Source organism: Mesorhizobium captivum (genome assembly GCF_033977165.1).
Classification (GTDB): Bacteria; Pseudomonadota; Alphaproteobacteria; order Rhizobiales; family Rhizobiaceae; genus Mesorhizobium; species Mesorhizobium captivum.
Map to the genome: position 1 here is coordinate 83,943 of NZ_JAVIJB010000018.1, position 16,408 is coordinate 100,350.

Sequence of the window (16,408 nt, forward strand, 5' to 3'; positions counted from 1 at the left end):
TCAGGGGGATAGGGAAACTGAGGCAACGAGGAGGACCGCGATTTCGGCGAGCTGCTGCAGCGCGCCGATCGTGTCGCCGGTCTGACCGCCGATCTGGCTGAGGCAAAGCGCGCGGAACGCGGCAAACAACAGGCCGAGCAGGATGAGCGCGGCGATCGCGCCGCCGAGGCCGAGTGCCAGCAGCGCCACGGCCCCGAGAGCCCCGCCGACAATAGCGGTCTCGGCGCTCACAGAGCCGGCATTTGCGGACAGGCCGTCGGCGCGAGCCGGCGGCAGAAGACGCATGAAGGCGCCGAAAAGCCCACGCGAAGAAGCATGCGCCGCCAAAAGAGCCAGGAAGACGTGGCCGGGGCCGGCCAGTTCCGAAAGCGCGCTCCAGCGGATGAGCAGGGAGATGCCGAGCGCCGCGGCGCCATAGGCGCCGATGCGGCTGTCGCGCATGATCTCAAGCTTCTTCTCGCGCGTCCTGCCGCCGCCGAAGCCATCGGCGATGTCGGAAAGGCCGTCCTCGTGCAGGCAGCCGGTGGCGAACATCGTCGCGGCAAGCGTGAGCGCTGCGGCCGGTCCGGCGGCAAGGCCTAGCCCGGTCGCAACAGCGGAGACGAGCGCGCCGATGACAGCCGCTGCGAGGCCGGCAAAGGGTGCGGCCCAGATCGCTTCGGCAAGGTTGCGGCCGCCGAAATCGCTCGACGGCAGCCTCAGCCGCGTGAAGAAGACAAGGCTGAGGCCGATGTCGTCAAGCAACTGCCGTGGCGAGGGGCTGGCGGTCATGCACCTCTCGCTATGGCGTGAAAGAAAGTGCCGCTGACATGGCTGCGCCGGTACCCTGACGCCCCAAGCGGGTTACCTTGGCCGTCGGCGAGATCGGCCAGCGGCTGGTCGTTGCCGGTGGCAAGCATCTGCGCATAGTGGAACTCATGACCCCGGATCAGCGTGCCTTCGCTTCCCAGCGGGCATCCGGCACGCAGCCGGGCCTTGCGATAGCCGAGGTTCATCTTGCGTTTGGCGAAACTGGTCGAATGGCCGAGCAGACCGAGCATTTTGTGGCTTTGGCCGTCGGCGTCCTCCAGCACCTCACCCAGCACCATGAAGCCGCCGCACTCGCCATGGACGGGCTTGGTCGTGGCGAAACGAGCCATTCCCGCCCGGAAGTTGGCGGCGCCCGCAAGCCTGCCGGCATGCAGCTCAGGATAGCCGCCTGGAAGCCAGCAGACATCGCAGTCTTCGGCCGGCGCCTCATCGGCAAGCGGCGAAAAAGGGACGATCTCGGCGCCGGCTTTGCGCCAGTGCGTGGCGACATGCGGGTAGAGGAAGGTGAAGGCAGCGTCCTCCGCCAGCGCGATACGCTGGCCGGGCGGCGACAAGGCATCGCCGAAGTCGCCAGCCGCAGGTTTCAGCGGGGTTGCCAGCGCCAGGATGGCGTCGATGTCGAGCGATTTTTCCACCATGTCGGCCAGCCGGTCGAGATGCGCCATCAGGTTTTCGTACTCGCCGGCCTGCACGAGACCGAGGTGGCGTTCCGGCAGATTGAGCGTGGGATCGCGCAGGATGGCGCCGACCACCGGCAGGCTGATCGCTTCGATCGCATCGCCCGATAGCCGCCTATGACGTTCGCTGCCCAGACGGTTGAGCACGACGCCAGCCATGCGCACGTCTGGATCGTAAGTGGCAAAACCCTTTGCGACGGCGGCTGCCGTGGTCGATTGTCCGGAAACGTCAAGCACCAGAAGCACCGGAAGGCCGTAGAGCCGGGCGAGGTCGGCGGCCGAGCCCGATCGACCTTCGGGCGCGGGAATACCGTCGAACAGGCCCATAGCGCTTTCGAGGATGACGTACTCCGCATCGTCCGCGGCCTGGCTTGCCAGCGCATTGAGCAGGGAGGGCGACATCGCCCAACTGTCCAGATTCACGCCGGAAAGCCCGGTGGCTGCGGCGTGGAAGCCGGGGTCGATATAGTCCGGCCCGGACTTCGCGCCGCGGACCTTCAGCCCGCGCCGGGCCAGCGCGCGCAAGAGGCCGATGGTGACACTCGTCTTGCCCGAGCCTGAGCGCGGTGCGCCGATGATGATCGCCCGCGCCGTCATGTCCCGCCCGCCAATGCCGCGCGCATGGCAACGATGCCGCCGACGACGATCAGCGCCGGTGAGGCGAGCCCGGCGGCAGCGGCCTCGTCGGCGATTGTCGCAAGCGTGGCGACGACGGTGCGCTCCTGCGGCGTGGTTGCCGCGACGATCACCGCAGCCGGCGTCGATGGCGCGAGGCCCCCTTTGAGCAGGGCTGCGGCGATCAGCGGCAGATTGGCCATGCCCATATAGACGACGACGGGTTGTCCGGTGCGGGCGACCGCCGCCCAGTCGATATCGTCATCGGTGCCCGCGGCGTGCCCGGTGGCGAGGATGACCGCCTTGTTGATGCCGCGCATGGTGGCGGGGATGCCGGTGGCGGCAAGCGCGCTGAGACCGGAGGTCAGGCCTGACAGCACTCGAAACGGAATGCCTTCTCGGGCGAGTGCCAGCGCCTCTTCGCCGCCGCGACCGAAAATATAAGGATCGCCGCCCTTGAGGCGCACGACGCGGCGGCCTTCGCGCGCCAGCCGCACGAGCAAAGCGTTGATGTCGTCCTGCTTCATGGAGGGCTGGCCGCCGCGTTTTCCAGCGTAGAACAGCTCGGCGCCCTCAGCGACTGCAACGACATCGGGCGAAACGAGAGCATCATAGACAAGCGCGTCGCACTGCCCGAGCGCCGCCAGCACCTCCAGCGTCAGGCAGCCCGGATCGCCGGGACCGGCGCCGGCCAGCCAGACATGACCGGGCTCCAGCTCGCGCGGTTTGAAGTTCAGCCGCGCCAGCGCCTGCTCAACCGTTGTCAGTCGGTTTCTGTTGGCGCTGCCGTTCACAATCCGTCCCGTCCACGAAAACGCCGCTGGTAGTGGGCGTCGTAAAGTGAGCTTTCGCCGAAATCCTGCGCAGCCAAGGCGCTGCCGACAAAGATGATCGCCGTGCGCTCCATCGGGTTTTCCGCCAATTGCGCCTCGATGGTGCCGAGCGTGCCGGTCAGGATACGTTCATCCGGCCAGGAGGCGCGGAAGACGACAGCCACCGGGCATTCGGCGCCGTAGAGCGGCGTCAGTTCGGCAACGATGCGGTCGATCGCATGGATGGCGAGATGGATGGCTAGAGTTGCGCCGGTGCGGCCGAAGCCGGCAAGCGTTTCGCCGGGCGGCATTTTCGAGGCGCGGCCGGAGATGCGGGTCAACACCAGGCTTTGCGCAAGCTCGGGGATGGTGAGCTCGCGCCGCAGCGCCGCGGCTGCGGCTGCGAAGGAGGGGACGCCCGGCGTCAGCGTATAGGGGATGTCATGCTTTTCCAGCCGCCGGATCTGCTCGGCGACCGCGCTCCACACCGAGAGGTCGCCGGAATGCAGGCGCGCGACGTCCTGGCCGGCCTTGTGGGCGGCGACATATTCGGCTTCGATCTCGTCGAGCGACATCGGCGCGGTGTCGATCAGTCTGGTGCCCGGCGCGCAATGTTCGAGCAGTTCCGGCGCGACGATCGAGCCGGCATAGAGGCAGACCGGGCAGGCCGCCAGCAGCCTGCTGCCGCGCAAGGTGATGAGGTCGGCCGCGCCCGGCCCGGCGCCGATGAAATGGACGGTCATTCAGTACCTCCGCCTAGAGCGATGGCGCAGGTCACCGCGCCAAGTACCGTGCGCGGCCCGAGCAGTTTTGCACCTTTCCCAGCCGCGGCAAGCGCCGAGGCTTCCGAAACCGACGGCGTTCCGGCATGCGCTTGCGATACTTCGGATCGGCTGATTATATCGGCGGACACCACCTGCAACGCTTCGTCGGCGACGACGATCACCGGAAGGGCGAGGTCGCGACCGGCGAGGAAGATCGCTTCCTCGTCGCGTTTGATTTCGCACGTGGCAAGTGCCGAAAGTGCGGTCATCGCCAGCCCGCGCGCTTCGAGCGCGGTCTCGATCGCGGCGCGCACGTCGCTTGCCGTCACGCCCTTCCGGCTGCCGATGCCCGCGACCATCATGGTTTCACCCAGCTCCATTGCATGACCGGCATGGCCGGACGCCAGGCCTGCATAGACCCGACCGGCGCCGCGCGCGAGAGCGCGATGCGGGTAAGGTCGCCGCCGCGCCTGGTGTGCTGGTCAAGCAGCAGCGTCTCCATCTCCAGCGTCACCGCGTTGGCGACGAGCCGGCCGCCGGGACGCAGGGCCTTGATCGCCTTCTTCAGAACGCCGTCATCGCTGCCGCCGCCGCCGATGAAGATCGCGTCGGGCATCTCAAGTTTGACGAGCGCCTTGGGCGCCGATCCTTCGACCACGACCAGACCGGGCACGCCGCAATGCGAGGCGTTGCGGCGGATGCGGACAGCGCGTTCCTTGTCGGCCTCGATGGCGATAGCGCGCATCGAAGGGTGTGCGAGCATCCATTCGATGCCGATCGAGCCGGAACCGGCGCCTATGTCCCACAGCAGCTCGCCGCGCCGCGGCGCCAGCGCCGACAGCGTGATGGCGCGGATCTCGCGCTTGGTGATCTGGCCGTCATGCTCGAACAGGTGGTCTGAAAGGCCGACAGTGAAAGGCAAGATGCGCGCGTCCGGTGTCGATTCAACTTCGAGCGCCAGCACGTTGAGCGGATTGGTGTTTTTGAGATCGAATGCGTCGGCACGTGTGGTGCGACGCGTTTCGTCCGGACCGCCGAGCGCTTCGAGAACCGTCAGTCGTGAGGGGCCGAAGCCGAGTTCGTCGAGCAGTCCGGCGATGGCGGCTGGGCTGTCGCCATCGGACGTCAGCGCGAGGATACGCGCGCCGGGGTGGAGCAAAGGCCTGATCAGGTCGATTGAATGGCCGTGCAGGGAGATGGTTTCGACATCCTGCAGCGCCCAGCCCAGGCGGGAGGCCGCCAGCGAAAACGACGAGGGCGCCGGCAGCGCGAGCATCTCATCCGGCTTGACCTTGCGCGCCAACGTGACGCCGACGCCGTGGAAGAACGGGTCGCCGGAGGCGAGCACACAGATGTTTTTGCCCTTGAGCGCCAGCACATCGCGCATTTCGGCGTCGAATGGCGTCGGCCAGGAGCGGGCCTCGCCCTTGACCAAGGATGCGACAAGGGCGAGGTGCCGCTTGCCGCCGAAGACGACTTCGGCCTCGGCAATCTGCCGCTTGGCCTCGTCGCCGAGACCCGTTACACCGTCCTCGCCGATGCCGACGATCGTCAGCCATCTTGAGGCTGGCTTGGCAACGCGCGGACCTTTAGCAGGCATGATGACCCACCGTATCCTGATCCTCGGCGGAACCACGGAAGCCCGGCAATTGGCGGGAAAGCTGGCCCGTCGGGAGGATTTCTCGGTCACGCTGTCGCTGGCCGGCCGCACCGAAAGCCCGATCGCGCAAGGTGTCCCGGTGCGCGCCGGAGGTTTTGGCGGCGCGGCAGGGCTGGCTGCCTATCTCGGCCGGGAACACATCCACCTGCTGATCGACGCCACGCACCCGTACGCGGCGCGCATTTCGGCCAACGCCGCCGAGGCCGCCAGGCAAGCCGGCGCGCCGATCCTTGCCCTGCGTCGTCCAGGCTGGGAGACTGTCGCGGGCGATCGCTGGACGCTGGTTGATAATGTCGCCGAAGCAGCGCGTGCGCTCGGCGCCGCGTCGCGCCGCGTCTTCCTGGCGATTGGCCGACAGGAGGCCGGCGCCTTCGAGGCCGCTCCGCAGCATAGCTACCTGATCCGCAGCGTCGATCCGGTCGAGCCGAAGCTGGCCGTGCCCGATGCGCTCTATCTGCTGGCGCGCGGGCCATTTCCTGAAGCGGACGAACGGGTACTTCTCCAAAAATACGGCATCGATGCCGTCGTGTCGAAGAACAGCGGCGGCGACGCGACCTATGGCAAGATAGTCGCGGCGCGGGCGCTCGGCATCGAGGTGATCATGGTCCGCCGGCCGCCTTTGCCGGACGTTCCCTCGGCTGAAACCGTCGAAGCGCTGGTCGCCAACATCGATCATTTTTTTGAACCGGTTGCCGAACGCGGCGTGTAGACCAGTGCCGGCTGTTCGCCCCGCTTGATGATCCGGGTTTCGGGCGAGCCGATAATGATGCAGGTCGCCATATCGGCTTTTTCTGCGTCGGCATCCACCAGCAGAAACACCTCGATGCGCTCGTCGGGTCGGCCGGCGGCGCGGCCGAAGATGACGGGCGTCGTGCCGGGCAGGATCGCTTTCAGGCATTCGAAGGCGCGGCCGAGCTGCCAGGGGCGCGCCTTGCTGATCGGATTGTAGAGCGCAATCACGAATCCTGCGCCGGCAGCCGCCAAAAGGCGCAGCTCGATCAGGTCCCAGGGCTTCAGATTGTCGGAGAGCGAGATGGCGCAGAAATCATGGCCGAGCGGCGCGCCGATGCGGGCGGCGACCGCGAGCATCGCAGTCACGCCGGGGACGACTGTGAGGTCGATGGCCCGCCATTCGGCCGGGCCGGCTTCGATCGCCTCGCAGACGGCAGCCGCCATGGCGAAGACGCCGGGATCGCCGCCGGAGACCACGGCAACGCTATGGCCCTCGGCAGCCTTGGCCAGCGCCTCTTTGGAACGGGCAAGCTCCTCGCGATTGTCGGAGGCGATGAGGGTCTGGTCTGGCCGCAGCTCAAGTCGGTCGAGATAGGGCTTGTAGCCATAAAAGAAGGCCGCTTCGGCGACTGCTTGCCTGGCCTGCGGCGTGACCTGGTCGGCATTGCCGGGGCCGAGACCGATGACAGTGAGGCGGCCGCTCATGGCTTTGCTCCCGGGGCTCCGGGACGGGCCGACCAGCCGGCAACCAACACGATGGCGAAATAGGGCGCGTTGTCGTCCTGCTTTTCGGCGAGCCGCATCGAGACGCTGCCCGGCATGGTGCCGCGCTCGACATAGACGGCCTTCGCCAGCTTGCCGGTCGCCTCCAGCGCGCGGCGGATTTTTGGCAGGTTGCGGCCGACCTTCATGATGACGGCGGCATCGGTGTCGGCCAGCCGGCGCGTCAGTTCGAACTCGCTCATCGTGCCCGGCAGCACGGTCAGCACGTCATCGCCCTGGACGATCGGCAGGCCGGTCGCCGACCAGCAGCCGGACATGGCCGTGATGCCAGGGATGACCTCGGTCGGGAAGCGATGCGAAAGGCGTACATGCAGATGCATGTAGGAGCCATAGAAGAGCGGGTCGCCTTCGGACAGCACTGCAACCATCCTCCCGGCGCCAAGATGCTCGGCGACCTGTTCGGCGGACTGTTCGTAGAAATCGGCGATCTGCGAACGGTAGTCGTCGTGATCCTTGTCGATCTCGGTCGTCACCGGATAGAGCAGCGGCAGCTCGATCATGTCCGGCCGGAAGCGGGCCTCGACGATGGCGCGCGCGTTGCTGTTGTTGCCGCGCTTGGCGAAATAGGCGACGACGTCGGCCTCGGCCAGCGCGCGCGCGGCCTTGAGCGTCAACAATTCCGGATCGCCGGGACCGGTGCCGACGCCGACCAGGCGTCCTTTGAAAAGCGCGTTCACAGGCCCGGCCTCGCCAACGAATTAAGCGCAGCCGCGGTCATGGCGCTGCCGCCCAGCCTGCCGCGCACGATGGCGTAGGGCACGCCGTAGGAATTCTCGGCAAGCGCATCCTTGGATTCGGCAGCACCGACGAAGCCGACCGGCATGCCGATGATCGCCGCCGGCTTCGGCGCGCCGTCGCGCAGTTTTTCGAGCAGATAGAAAAGCGCGGTCGGCGCATTGCCGATCGCAACAACGGAGCCTGCCACGCGCTCGCCCCAGAGATCGATCGCCGCGGCCGAGCGCGTGTTGCCGATCGTCTTGGCGATTTCGGCGGTGCGCGGGTCGCGCAGCGTGCAAACCACCTCATTGCCGGCCGGGAGGCGAGCGCGCGTGACGCCATGGGCGACCATCTCGGCATCGCAGAAGATCGGAGCCCCGTCGGCCAATGCGGTGCGCGCCGCGGCAACGAAATCGCTGGAGAAGACGAAATGGCTGGCGGCTTCGACTTGGCCGCAGGCATGGATCATGCGGATCGCGACATCGGCTTCCGCCTCGGAGAAGCGCGACAGGTCCGCCTCGGCGCGGATGATGGCGAAAGAGCGCTCGTAGATCGCCATCCCGTCATGAATATAGTCGTAGGCGGCCATTCTTTAGTTCCGTCGATAGAGTTCAGCGAGCCCGGCCGCGCCAAGCCTTGCCAGGCAGGCCGCGGCGGTCTCGCCGGGATGTCGTGCGTGGCGGACCGCCGCCGCAATTCCGGCGACCCCGCGCGCGGCGTCATAGCCCGGCCTGTACTCGGCAGGAAGGGCCTTTGCCGTCCCGTCCACGACAAGTCCGGCTCCGTTTTCGTCGCCGACCAGGGTCAGCGCCGCCGGGCCCGGATGCGCACAGCCCTTGGCACAGCCGGAAATGTGCAGCGTGAGCGAGGCATCGAGGAGGTCGGTGCTTTCGCCGGCGATCGTCTCGGCGATGGCGCGGGTGGCGATGCGGCCGGAAGCGCAGGCGGGCATGCCGGGGCAGGCGGCGATGCGGATGCGGGGGTCGGAGGCGGCCGTGACGAAGCCGAGGGCGGCGGCGTCGGCTTGCAGCGGGGCGGGGGCGGAGAGGCCGAGGAAAAGCAGTGAGCGGCCGGCGGCCAGCCGGATTTCGGTGGCGCCGAGGTTCGCGGCTTGCCCGACGAGTTCGATAAGGTCCTGTGCCGGCATGCTTCCGAAGGGCAGGCCGATGCCGAGAGCGTGGGTGTCCGCAAGATCAAAAAGGCCAACGGGACTTCTTGTAGGTTGGCGCTCCTGCGCACCCCCCTCTGTCCTGCCGGACATCTCCCCCGCAAGGGGGGAGATTGCTCTGTCACCGCGGCTTTCGCCAATCGCGAGCGACGCAAGAAAGAAGCCGTCGGCGGAGCTGCTAATCTCCCCCCTTGCGGGGGAGATGTCCGGCAGGACAGAGGGGGGTGGGACGGAGTGCCAACTTGCGAGAGAACTGAGCTGTCTCTCGTTCAAGTCCCGCGTGTGCGCGTCGCGGCCTTTTTCGGCAACCATCCTGAGCGCTGCGACAGCGATGTCGCGTGCCGCATCCGCATCGACCGTTGCAAGCGGCTTTGCACTCAGCGCGTCGCCGGCAACCGACACGCTCCACTGGATGCCCGCCACAGTCCGCGCCGCGCTTAACCTCACATCGGCCGTCACCGCATCCATGGCCAACTGCCCGCCGCCGTCGACAACCACCGACACCTTCGGCCCCAGCCGCGGTGTCAGGCCGGCTTCTTCGATCGCCGCCCTGATCCGCTCGGCCAAGGGGCGCGGGTCGGCGATCTCTTGCGGGTCGATGCCGGCCAATGGCCCCAGCTCGACCGGCACACCGGTGCGCACCGCAATGCCGAGCGCATCTACCTCAGCCGCCAACAGCCGCGCGCTCTCCGCCGTCAGGCCGCGGATCTGCAGGCTGCCGCGCGCGGTCACTTCCATGATGCCATTGCCGTGGCGCAGGGCGGATTCACAGAGTCCGATCAGCGACTTGGGAGCAAGTCCTCCAGCGACCGGATTGAGCCGCACCAGCAGCCCGTCGCCGGTCTGCATCGGCGCGGACAAAGCGGGACAGGCGCCGCGGCGCGAGAAGGCGTTCATGCCGCTACCCCCTGGGCCTCAGCGATCAGAGCCGCGAGATCGTCGTCGATGGAATTCCGGAGCGGATGCCAGAGGCCGCGACGCCGCGCGGCGAGGAGGCGCTCGGCGATGATCTTCGCGGCGGCAGGATTCTCGCGCAGCAGGAAGGCGCGCACGTCCGCGTCGCCAACATAGGCGTCATGCACTGCCTCGATCAGAGAGCCAGATATAGCATGCGTGGTTTCGGCGAAGCCGACGAGACGGTCGACCGTCTCGGCGAATTCCGAGGCGCCGCGCGGGCCGTGGCGCATCTGTCCGGCGATGAAGCGTGGGCTGACGGCGCGCGCCCGCACCACGCGTGACACGGCCTCGCCGACCGAACGCGGCTTCGGTTTGCCGGGATCGGTCGTGTCGAGCACGATGACGTCTGCATTGCGGCCGAGCGCGGCAAGGGCTGCCGAAAAACCGCCGATAAAGGCGACATCTGCCGAGCCTTCGAGGATGTCGCGCCCCGGATCGTCGCCGGTGTGGACAAGCAGATCGGCTTCGGCGATGCGGCCCTCGAAGGCGCCGGGGGCGGAAATCGCTTCGCCATCGGCGCCGCCATAGGCGTGCGAGGTGGCGTCGAGATAGGCGCGGCCGATCTCCTCGCGCGCGCCCCATTCGCCGCGCGACAGCAGATCCTCGACGCCAGCGCCATAGGTGCCGGGCGAGGTGCCGAAAATGCGGGGCCCGACCTTGCCAGCGGCTCGAGTCGCGGCTGCGAGGGGATTTTCCGATTCGTCCTCGTCGCGGCCGGCGACGGCGCTGGCGGCGGCGTCGATCAACGCGATCTGGGTCGGGAACATGTCGCGGAACAGGCCCGAGATGCGCCAGGTGACGTCGACGCGCGGGCGGCCGAGCGTTGCCGGCGGCAGCACCTCGATGCCGGTGACGCGGCCCGTCGCGGCGTCCCATTGCGGCCGGCAGCCCATCAGCGCAAGGCCTTGCGCGATCTCCTCGCCACCGGTGCGCAAAGAAGCCGACCCCCAGAGGTCGATGACCAGCGAGCGCGGCCAGTCGCCGTGGCTTTGCATGTAGCTGCGCACCACTTCCTCCGCCGCCGCCTGGCCAAGGTCATAGGCGGTCGGCGTCGGCATGGTGCGCGGGTCGGATGTGAAGAGGTTGCGGCCGGTGGGCAGCACGTCGGAGCGGCCGCGCGCCGGCGCGCCGGCGGGGCCAGCCTTGATGTGGCGGCCGTCGAGCGCCGCCAGCAGGGCAGCCTTTTCGGTCTCGGCGCTTTGCCGGCGCAGCAGATCGGCTTCGCCCTCCGGCGTGCGGCCATAGACATGCAGCCCGTCCTTGACGGCGAAATCCTTGAGGTCGCAGAGCCAGGCGTCGATGCGGCGCAGCGCCTCGTCCGGCGCATCGGTGCCAGCAACGCCGGCCTCGGCTGCCAGGCCGGATTTCTGCGCGGTTTCGACGATAAGCTTGGCCAGCCGATCGCGGCGGCGACGATCGAGCCCGTCGGCCTGGGCATATTCATCCACCAGCCGCTCGAGCTTCTGCTGTGCCTCATCCAGGCCGGCACCGGTCAGCGGCGGCGGCAGATGGCCGAGCGTCACGGCCGCAATACGGCGCTTGGCCTGCGCCGCCTCGCCGGGATTGGAGACGATGAAAGGATAGATGACCGGCAGCGAGCCGGTGACGATCTCGGGGAAGCACGTGTCGGAAAGTGCCACCGTCTTGCCCGGCAGCCATTCCAGCGTGCCGTGCGCGCCGACATGGACGATGGCGTGAACGCCGAGCGATTTCTGCAGCCAGAGCCCGAAGGCGATGAGCGCGTGGCGCGGTGGCAGCGTCGGGTCGTGGTAATCGGCGCGGCGGTCGGCGGAGCGTCCGCGATCAGGGGCCAGCGCCACGGTGACGTTGCCGAAGGTGGCGGCGCGGAAGGGGAATTTCGCAGATGTTGACGCTTGAACACCGCCCTCTGTCCTGCCGGACATGTCCCCCTCAAGGGGGGAGATCGCTCTTTTGTCTGCGCTTTCGCCAATCGCCAGTGCTGCAGGAATGGCGCCATCAGCGGAACTGCTAATCTCCCCCCTTGAGGGGGAGATGTCCGGCAGGACAGAGGGGCGCGCCTCGCGCAGTCCTATCTGGTCTTCCGTGCTACCCCAGGCAGCCTTGACTGCATCACGCACGCCTCCCGGCAGTTCCGTGGACAAGCGCAGGTAGTCTTCTAAGCTTAGCCCCTGTCCACCCACCTCCAGCGCATCCAGCAACTCACGCGGCGATTGCGGAATCCTCTCAACCGCATAGCCCTGTTCCTTCAGGTCATGCAGCATGGCGAGCACGCTCGACGGAACATCCAAGCCGACAGCATAGCCTGTACGTCCGGGCGCGCTCGGGTAGTCGGGGATCAGGATCGCCAGGTTGCGCTTGGCCCGCTCGGTCTGTTGCAGGCGAACGAACGCCGCGATGCGCTTGGCGACCTGCGCCACGCGGTCGGCTTCCGGCCTGTTGGCGAAGGCGCGGAAGGCCAGCGCCGGATCGGTTTCGACCTCGCCCTTGAAGGAAATCGCGCCGGCCAGAATGCGGCCGTCGAGCTCCGGCAGCACGACATGCATGGCGAGATCGGCGGGCGCCAGGCCGCGCTGGTTTTTTTCCCAGACCTCGCGCCGCGTCGTCGCGACGATGACCTGGAAGACGGGTACGCCGGCGCGGTCGAACAGGGTTTCGGCGCCGGGTTCTGCACCGGAGGCGAAAGCGGTGGCGGTGACGATCGCAGACGGGTTGAGTGCGGCGATGGCATTCTCGACGAAAGTCAGAGACGCCGGATCCTTGAGGCTGGAAAGGAAGATCGGCACCGGCGTTATGCCTTGCAGCCTCAACGCTTCGACCAGTGCGTCGATTGGCGCCACGTCTGCCGCGAGCAGCATCGAACGATAAAACAGGATCGGGATGACGGGCGCGGCGTTTCCCTCCCCCTTGAGGGGAGGGTGGCCCGAAGGGCCGGGAGGGGTCGGCACGACTGGGCTCAACGCCTCTTTCCGTGGTCGTTCTTCAGTGCGTCGGCGCGCGTCGCGGAGGACCCCACCCCCGGCCTGCGGCCGGACCCTCCCCTCGAGGGGGAGGGGGACCACGCCGCGCTTAGGCTGATAATACCCCGCCTTCGGCACATTCACCGGTTCCGCAACCGCCGCATCCGACCCCGCAAGCCGCGCCAGCCTTTGCACCAGCGCACTCATATTGGCCGGGCCGCCCTCGCGGAAATAGCCGAGCAGGGCGTCGAGCTCGGAGCGCGGCAGGGTCGAGCCTTCGATCAGGCGCTGATCCTCATCGTGGCTTTCGCCCGGCAGCAGCGCCAACTTGATGCTGCGCTCGCGGGCAATCGCCGCCAACTGGTCGCAGCCATAGCGCCACCAGTCATAGCCGCCGAGGATGCGGACCAGAACGACCTTGGCATGACGGGCAACGCTGTCGATCCAGAGGTCGACCGACATCGGATGGCGGAGGTCGCGAAGCGCCGCGAGACGCATTGACGGCAGGCGTTCCGCGTCCGCCTTCCAGGCCGCCGCCAGCCCGGCGAGGTCGCTGTCGGTGAAGGACAGGGCCACAACATCCGCAGGCGTCTGCCTGAGGTCGATCGGCTCGGCGAGGTCGTCGAGCGAAGCAGATGTCGTGGTGAGGATATGCATCGCTGTGCGGATTGCCTTTAGCCGGCGAGGATACGCTCGACCGCCGGGCGGTTAAGCCCCTTGAGGCCAATGACGACGAGCCGCGAGCGGCGCTCGTCCTCGGCCGTCCAGGCGCGGTCGTAATAGTGGTTGACGCGTGGGCCCACAGCCTGGAGCAGGAGCCGCATCGGCTTGCCGCCAACCTCGACGAAGCCTTTTACGCGCAGCACGTTTTCCTGCTCGGCGGCGAGAGCGACGCGCTTGGCCAGCTCATCCGGATTGGCGATCGACGGGATATCGATGACGAAGGAGTCAAAATCGTCATGCTCGTGGTCGAGCTCGTCATCGTGGTGGGTCTTGCGGTTTTCGATATCCTCCTCGACTGCGAGGCCGAGGCCGAGCAGCACCGACGGATCGACCTTGCCCTGCGCGGTCGGCACGACCTTCACGGCGCGCGCCACATGCTCGCCGATGACGGCGTTGGCGCGGGCCGCGCCGGCCGTGTCCATCAGATCGCTCTTCGATAGGATGATCAGGTCGGCGCAGGCGATCTGGTCCTCGAATACCTCTTCGACCGGATCGTCATGGTCGAGCGAGTCGTCGGCGGCGCGCTGCGCCTGCAGGGCGTCCATGTCGGAGGCGACGCGGCCGTCGGCCAGCGCCGGGCCGTCGACCACGGCGATGACCCCGTCGACCGTCACGCGGCTCTTCACGCTCGGCCACTGGAAAGCCTGGACAAGCGGCTTCGGCAAAGCGAGGCCGGAAGTCTCGATCAGGATGTGGTCGACCTTCGGCGTGCGCGACAGGATCTGGTCGAGCGCCGGCACGAAGTCATCGGCGACGGTGCAGCAGATGCAGCCATTGGCGAGCTCGACGATGTTTTCTTCCGGACAGGTGTCGACGCCGCAGCCTTTCAGGATCTCGCCGTCGATGCCGACATCGCCGAACTCGTTGACGATGATCGCCAGCCGCTTGCCCTTGGCATTTTCGAGCAGGTTGCGGATCAGCGTCGTCTTGCCGGCGCCGAGAAAGCCGGTGACGACGGTGCAGGGCACTCGGGAAACGGATGCGTTCATGATCGGTCCTTCAGGAGGTCGAGGGGAGGGATGCGGGCGACGAGGCCGCGCTTGAGGGAGTCGGGCCGGCCGCGCCAGGGGATGAGGCCGTCGGTGGAAGTTGCGAAGAGCTTTGCGCCGGCGACGAGGTCGGCGCCGCTCGTCGTGTCCAGATCGCCGAAGACGTAGCTCCAGCAGCCGTCGCGCAGAAGCGCAGCGCTGAGCCGGCGCTTGCAATTGCCAAGGCATTCGACGGTGTGGATGCGGATTTTTTCGCCCGATGCAGCGCGGCGCGTGTCCTCGGCCAGCAGGGCGCCAGCGCGCGGATGCGCGTCCGAACCAGTCTCGTCGCGGCAGGAGGAGCAGACGATAACGGTCACACCGGCCAAGGCGTCGTCGGGCTCGGACGGAATGTCCGCAATATTTGCCGGAAAACTGCCGTTGCGATCCAAAACCAGGCTCCTTGCCCGGAAAACCCGCCGGGCGATCGGATATTTTAAGTCTCGGACGGCAGGTCTCCTGGCTCGCGCTTCATCGCCTTGGCGCCGCCTTCCCGGGAACATCCCAGTGGTTTTCGGCTGAGGCTCGTCGCTTACAGTTGCGGGGACAGCCGCGGATTTAGGAAATTATCCCGCACCGCATTCCCTCTTAGCTCCTCCCTTTGCCGGGAGAAGACCGTCTGGCTCGGATTTAGGCTTACGGCTATGCGCCTGTCAACGCAGGGTGCGACGCCGAGATGTCGACCAGCGCCGGCCCGAGGTCGCCGGCCGGCGTCACTTCGATACGCTCCAGTCCGAGCCACGCCTGCATCTGCTTCAATTCTTCGAAGAGCTGCGCGACCGTTTCGGGCGGGGCCTCGGCCTCGGCATAGGCTGCGTGGACGCGCAAGATGCTTGCCGGGCGATCGGCCCTCAGATCGACGCGAGCGACGATCCGGTCGCCGAGGAGGAACGGCAGCACATAGTAGCCATATTGGCGCTTTTCTGCCGGCGTGTAGATCTCGATGCGGTAGCGGAAGCCGAACAGCTTTTCCGTGCGGGTGCGTTCGAAGACCACGGGATCGAACGGCGCGAGCAGGGCGCGGGCCTCGATCCGGCGCGGGAAACGGGCGTCCTTGTGGAGATAGGCGGTCTTGTCCCAGCCTTCGACTTTCACCGGCAGCAGCTCGCCCGTTTCGACCAGTTCCTCGATGCGGTCTTTGGTGTCGCCCGGCGCCAGGCGGAAATAGTCGCGCAGGTCGCCATAGGTGGCGATGCCATGGGCGCGGGCGGAAATGCGCAGCAATTCGCGATGCGCGTCCTCGACCGACGGGACAGGCAGATCGAGAACCGCCTGAGGCAGAACGCGCGCCGGCAGGTCGTAATAGCGCTCGAAGCCGCGCCGGTAGGCGGTGGTGATGCGCCCGGCCCAAAACAGCCATTCGAAGGCGTGCTTGGCCTCGCTCCAGCCCCACCAGCCGCCATTGCCCTTGTGGCCTTCGATGTCGGAAGCGGCGATCGGCCCGCGTTCGGCGACCTGCCGGTAGATCTCGTCGATCGTCTCCTTGCGCTCGTGGCCCCATTTGGCGAGGCCGAGATACATCTCCTCGCCCTGCTCGGCGCGCTGCATGCGCCAGCGCATCAGAGGGTAGGTCTCTACCGGAAGGAAGGACGCCTCGTGCGCCCAATATTCAAATACCGCGCGTTTGCGGGTGACCGCGGCATTGTCGAGCAGCGCAAGCCGGTAGGGGCCGAGACGCGAATAAAGCGGCATGTAGTGGGCGCGCACCACCGCGCTGACGGAATCGATCTGCAGCAGCCCGGTTCGGGAGAGCACGCGGGCGAGGTGGCGGCGGTTGGGCTCGCCGCCGGGGCGGGGGTCCGTGAAACCCTGCGCGGCAAGCGCAATGCGCCTGGCCATGCGAAGCGAGATTTTTTCCTTCATCAAGCTATCCTTGCCCCGATCTTTTGCCGGCATTTCCAGCCGGAGATTCCAGACATGCTAGCAGGCAAATGGCGGGAGATGTGTCAGGAGAGAAAAGTGGAGTAAAAAGTGAAGGAAATCAAACAGGAGCGGATCGGACCAGTTTCTTCCGATATGGCGT

At 67.1% G+C, this 16,408-nt stretch carries 15 protein-coding genes and 1 riboswitch; of the genes, 1 reads left to right on the forward strand and 14 read right to left on the reverse strand.

The window, feature by feature from the left end:
• From RFM40_RS16955 to cbiE, 6 genes are read right to left on the reverse strand one after another with little or no spacing between them, the layout of a single operon-like run.
• Complete coding sequence (locus RFM40_RS16955; protein WP_320277840.1) at window positions 1-771, reverse strand: adenosylcobinamide-GDP ribazoletransferase; 771 nt, start codon at window positions 769-771, stop codon at window positions 1-3.
• Window positions 768-2,084 (reverse strand): cobyrinic acid a,c-diamide synthase CobB, encoded by a 1,317-nt coding sequence (locus tag RFM40_RS16960; RefSeq protein WP_320277841.1) that lies wholly within the window; start codon window positions 2,082-2,084, stop codon window positions 768-770. Before RFM40_RS16960 ends, RFM40_RS16955 begins: the two co-directional genes overlap by 4 nt.
• Entirely contained in the window at window positions 2,081-2,896 is an 816-nt protein-coding gene (gene cobA / locus RFM40_RS16965; RefSeq protein ID WP_320277842.1) for a uroporphyrinogen-III C-methyltransferase, read from the reverse strand. Before cobA ends, RFM40_RS16960 begins: the two co-directional genes overlap by 4 nt.
• Window positions 2,893-3,657: a precorrin-4 C(11)-methyltransferase gene (cobM, locus tag RFM40_RS16970; RefSeq protein WP_320277843.1), complete on the reverse strand. Its 765-nt coding sequence runs from the start codon at window positions 3,655-3,657 to the stop codon at window positions 2,893-2,895. Before cobM ends, cobA begins: the two co-directional genes overlap by 4 nt.
• Window positions 3,654-4,040 carry a cobalamin biosynthesis protein gene (locus tag RFM40_RS16975; protein WP_320277844.1) on the reverse strand — a complete coding sequence of 129 codons (387 nt, stop codon included), beginning with the start codon at window positions 4,038-4,040 and terminating at the stop codon, window positions 3,654-3,656. The genes cobM and RFM40_RS16975 overlap by 4 nt, the downstream gene beginning before the upstream one ends.
• Window positions 4,037-5,278 (reverse strand): precorrin-6y C5,15-methyltransferase (decarboxylating) subunit CbiE, encoded by a 1,242-nt coding sequence (cbiE, locus tag RFM40_RS16980; RefSeq protein WP_320277845.1) that lies wholly within the window; start codon window positions 5,276-5,278, stop codon window positions 4,037-4,039. Before cbiE ends, RFM40_RS16975 begins: the two co-directional genes overlap by 4 nt.
• A 1-nt stretch (window position 5,279) precedes the next feature.
• On the opposite strand from cbiE, the gene RFM40_RS16985 reads away from it, so the two are divergent.
• The gene (locus tag RFM40_RS16985; protein ID WP_320277846.1) at window positions 5,280-6,047 is read left to right on the forward strand and encodes a cobalt-precorrin-6A reductase; all 768 of its coding nucleotides are present in this window, start codon (window positions 5,280-5,282) and stop codon (window positions 6,045-6,047) included.
• Here the strand turns inward: RFM40_RS16985 and RFM40_RS16990 are convergent.
• The 8 genes from RFM40_RS16990 to RFM40_RS17025 form a co-directional block, all read right to left on the reverse strand.
• Entirely contained in the window at window positions 6,011-6,775 is a 765-nt protein-coding gene (locus RFM40_RS16990) for a precorrin-3B C(17)-methyltransferase (RefSeq protein WP_320277847.1), read from the reverse strand. The two genes, RFM40_RS16985 and RFM40_RS16990, sit on opposite strands and share 37 nt — an antisense overlap.
• A complete protein-coding gene (locus tag RFM40_RS16995) occupies window positions 6,772-7,530 on the reverse strand; it encodes a precorrin-2 C(20)-methyltransferase (protein WP_320277848.1) in 759 nt (252 codons plus the stop codon). Before RFM40_RS16995 ends, RFM40_RS16990 begins: the two co-directional genes overlap by 4 nt.
• The gene (locus tag RFM40_RS17000; RefSeq protein ID WP_320277849.1) at window positions 7,527-8,159 is read right to left on the reverse strand and encodes a precorrin-8X methylmutase; all 633 of its coding nucleotides are present in this window, start codon (window positions 8,157-8,159) and stop codon (window positions 7,527-7,529) included. Before RFM40_RS17000 ends, RFM40_RS16995 begins: the two co-directional genes overlap by 4 nt.
• A gap of 3 nt (window positions 8,160-8,162) precedes the next feature.
• On the reverse strand, window positions 8,163-9,635 hold the full coding sequence (cobG, locus tag RFM40_RS17005; protein ID WP_320277850.1) for a precorrin-3B synthase: 1,473 nt from the start codon (window positions 9,633-9,635) through the stop codon (window positions 8,163-8,165).
• Window positions 9,632-13,291, reverse strand: a complete 3,660-nt coding sequence (locus tag RFM40_RS17010; RefSeq protein WP_320277851.1) for a cobaltochelatase subunit CobN — start codon at window positions 13,289-13,291, stop codon at window positions 9,632-9,634. Before RFM40_RS17010 ends, cobG begins: the two co-directional genes overlap by 4 nt.
• A gap of 17 nt (window positions 13,292-13,308) precedes the next feature.
• Window positions 13,309-14,346, reverse strand: a complete 1,038-nt coding sequence (cobW, locus tag RFM40_RS17015; RefSeq protein WP_320277852.1) for a cobalamin biosynthesis protein CobW — start codon at window positions 14,344-14,346, stop codon at window positions 13,309-13,311.
• On the reverse strand, window positions 14,343-14,777 hold the full coding sequence (locus RFM40_RS17020; RefSeq protein ID WP_320277853.1) for a DUF1636 family protein: 435 nt from the start codon (window positions 14,775-14,777) through the stop codon (window positions 14,343-14,345). Before RFM40_RS17020 ends, cobW begins: the two co-directional genes overlap by 4 nt.
• A 40-nt stretch (window positions 14,778-14,817) precedes the next feature.
• Window positions 14,818-15,020, reverse strand: a riboswitch (cobalamin riboswitch).
• A 7-nt stretch (window positions 15,021-15,027) separates the two neighbouring features.
• Window positions 15,028-16,248, reverse strand: a complete 1,221-nt coding sequence (locus tag RFM40_RS17025) for a winged helix-turn-helix domain-containing protein (RefSeq protein WP_320277854.1) — start codon at window positions 16,246-16,248, stop codon at window positions 15,028-15,030.
• Window positions 16,249-16,408: the final 160 nt, after the last annotated feature.

Excerpts from the sequence above, each read along its gene's own strand:
- RFM40_RS16960 (WP_320277841.1), bottom strand. The coding sequence starts at position 2,084 with ATGACGGCGCGGGCGATCATCATCGGCGCACCGCGCTCAGGCTCGGGC.
- cobW (WP_320277852.1), bottom strand. The coding sequence starts at position 14,346 with ATGAACGCATCCGTTTCCCGAGTGCCCTGCACCGTCGTCACCGGCTTT.
- RFM40_RS17000 (WP_320277849.1), bottom strand. The coding sequence starts at position 8,159 with ATGGCCGCCTACGACTATATTCATGACGGGATGGCGATCTACGAGCGC.
- RFM40_RS17010 (WP_320277851.1), bottom strand. The coding sequence starts at position 13,291 with ATGCATATCCTCACCACGACATCTGCTTCGCTCGACGACCTCGCCGAG.
- cobG (WP_320277850.1), bottom strand. The coding sequence starts at position 9,635 with ATGAACGCCTTCTCGCGCCGCGGCGCCTGTCCCGCTTTGTCCGCGCCG.
- RFM40_RS16985 (WP_320277846.1), top strand. The coding sequence starts at position 5,280 with ATGACCCACCGTATCCTGATCCTCGGCGGAACCACGGAAGCCCGGCAA.
- cobM (WP_320277843.1), bottom strand. The coding sequence starts at position 3,657 with ATGACCGTCCATTTCATCGGCGCCGGGCCGGGCGCGGCCGACCTCATC.
- RFM40_RS16955 (WP_320277840.1), bottom strand. The coding sequence starts at position 771 with ATGACCGCCAGCCCCTCGCCACGGCAGTTGCTTGACGACATCGGCCTC.
- RFM40_RS17025 (WP_320277854.1), bottom strand. The coding sequence starts at position 16,248 with ATGAAGGAAAAAATCTCGCTTCGCATGGCCAGGCGCATTGCGCTTGCC.
- cbiE (WP_320277845.1), bottom strand. The coding sequence starts at position 5,278 with ATGCCTGCTAAAGGTCCGCGCGTTGCCAAGCCAGCCTCAAGATGGCTG.
- RFM40_RS16975 (WP_320277844.1), bottom strand. The coding sequence starts at position 4,040 with ATGATGGTCGCGGGCATCGGCAGCCGGAAGGGCGTGACGGCAAGCGAC.
- RFM40_RS16990 (WP_320277847.1), bottom strand. The coding sequence starts at position 6,775 with ATGAGCGGCCGCCTCACTGTCATCGGTCTCGGCCCCGGCAATGCCGAC.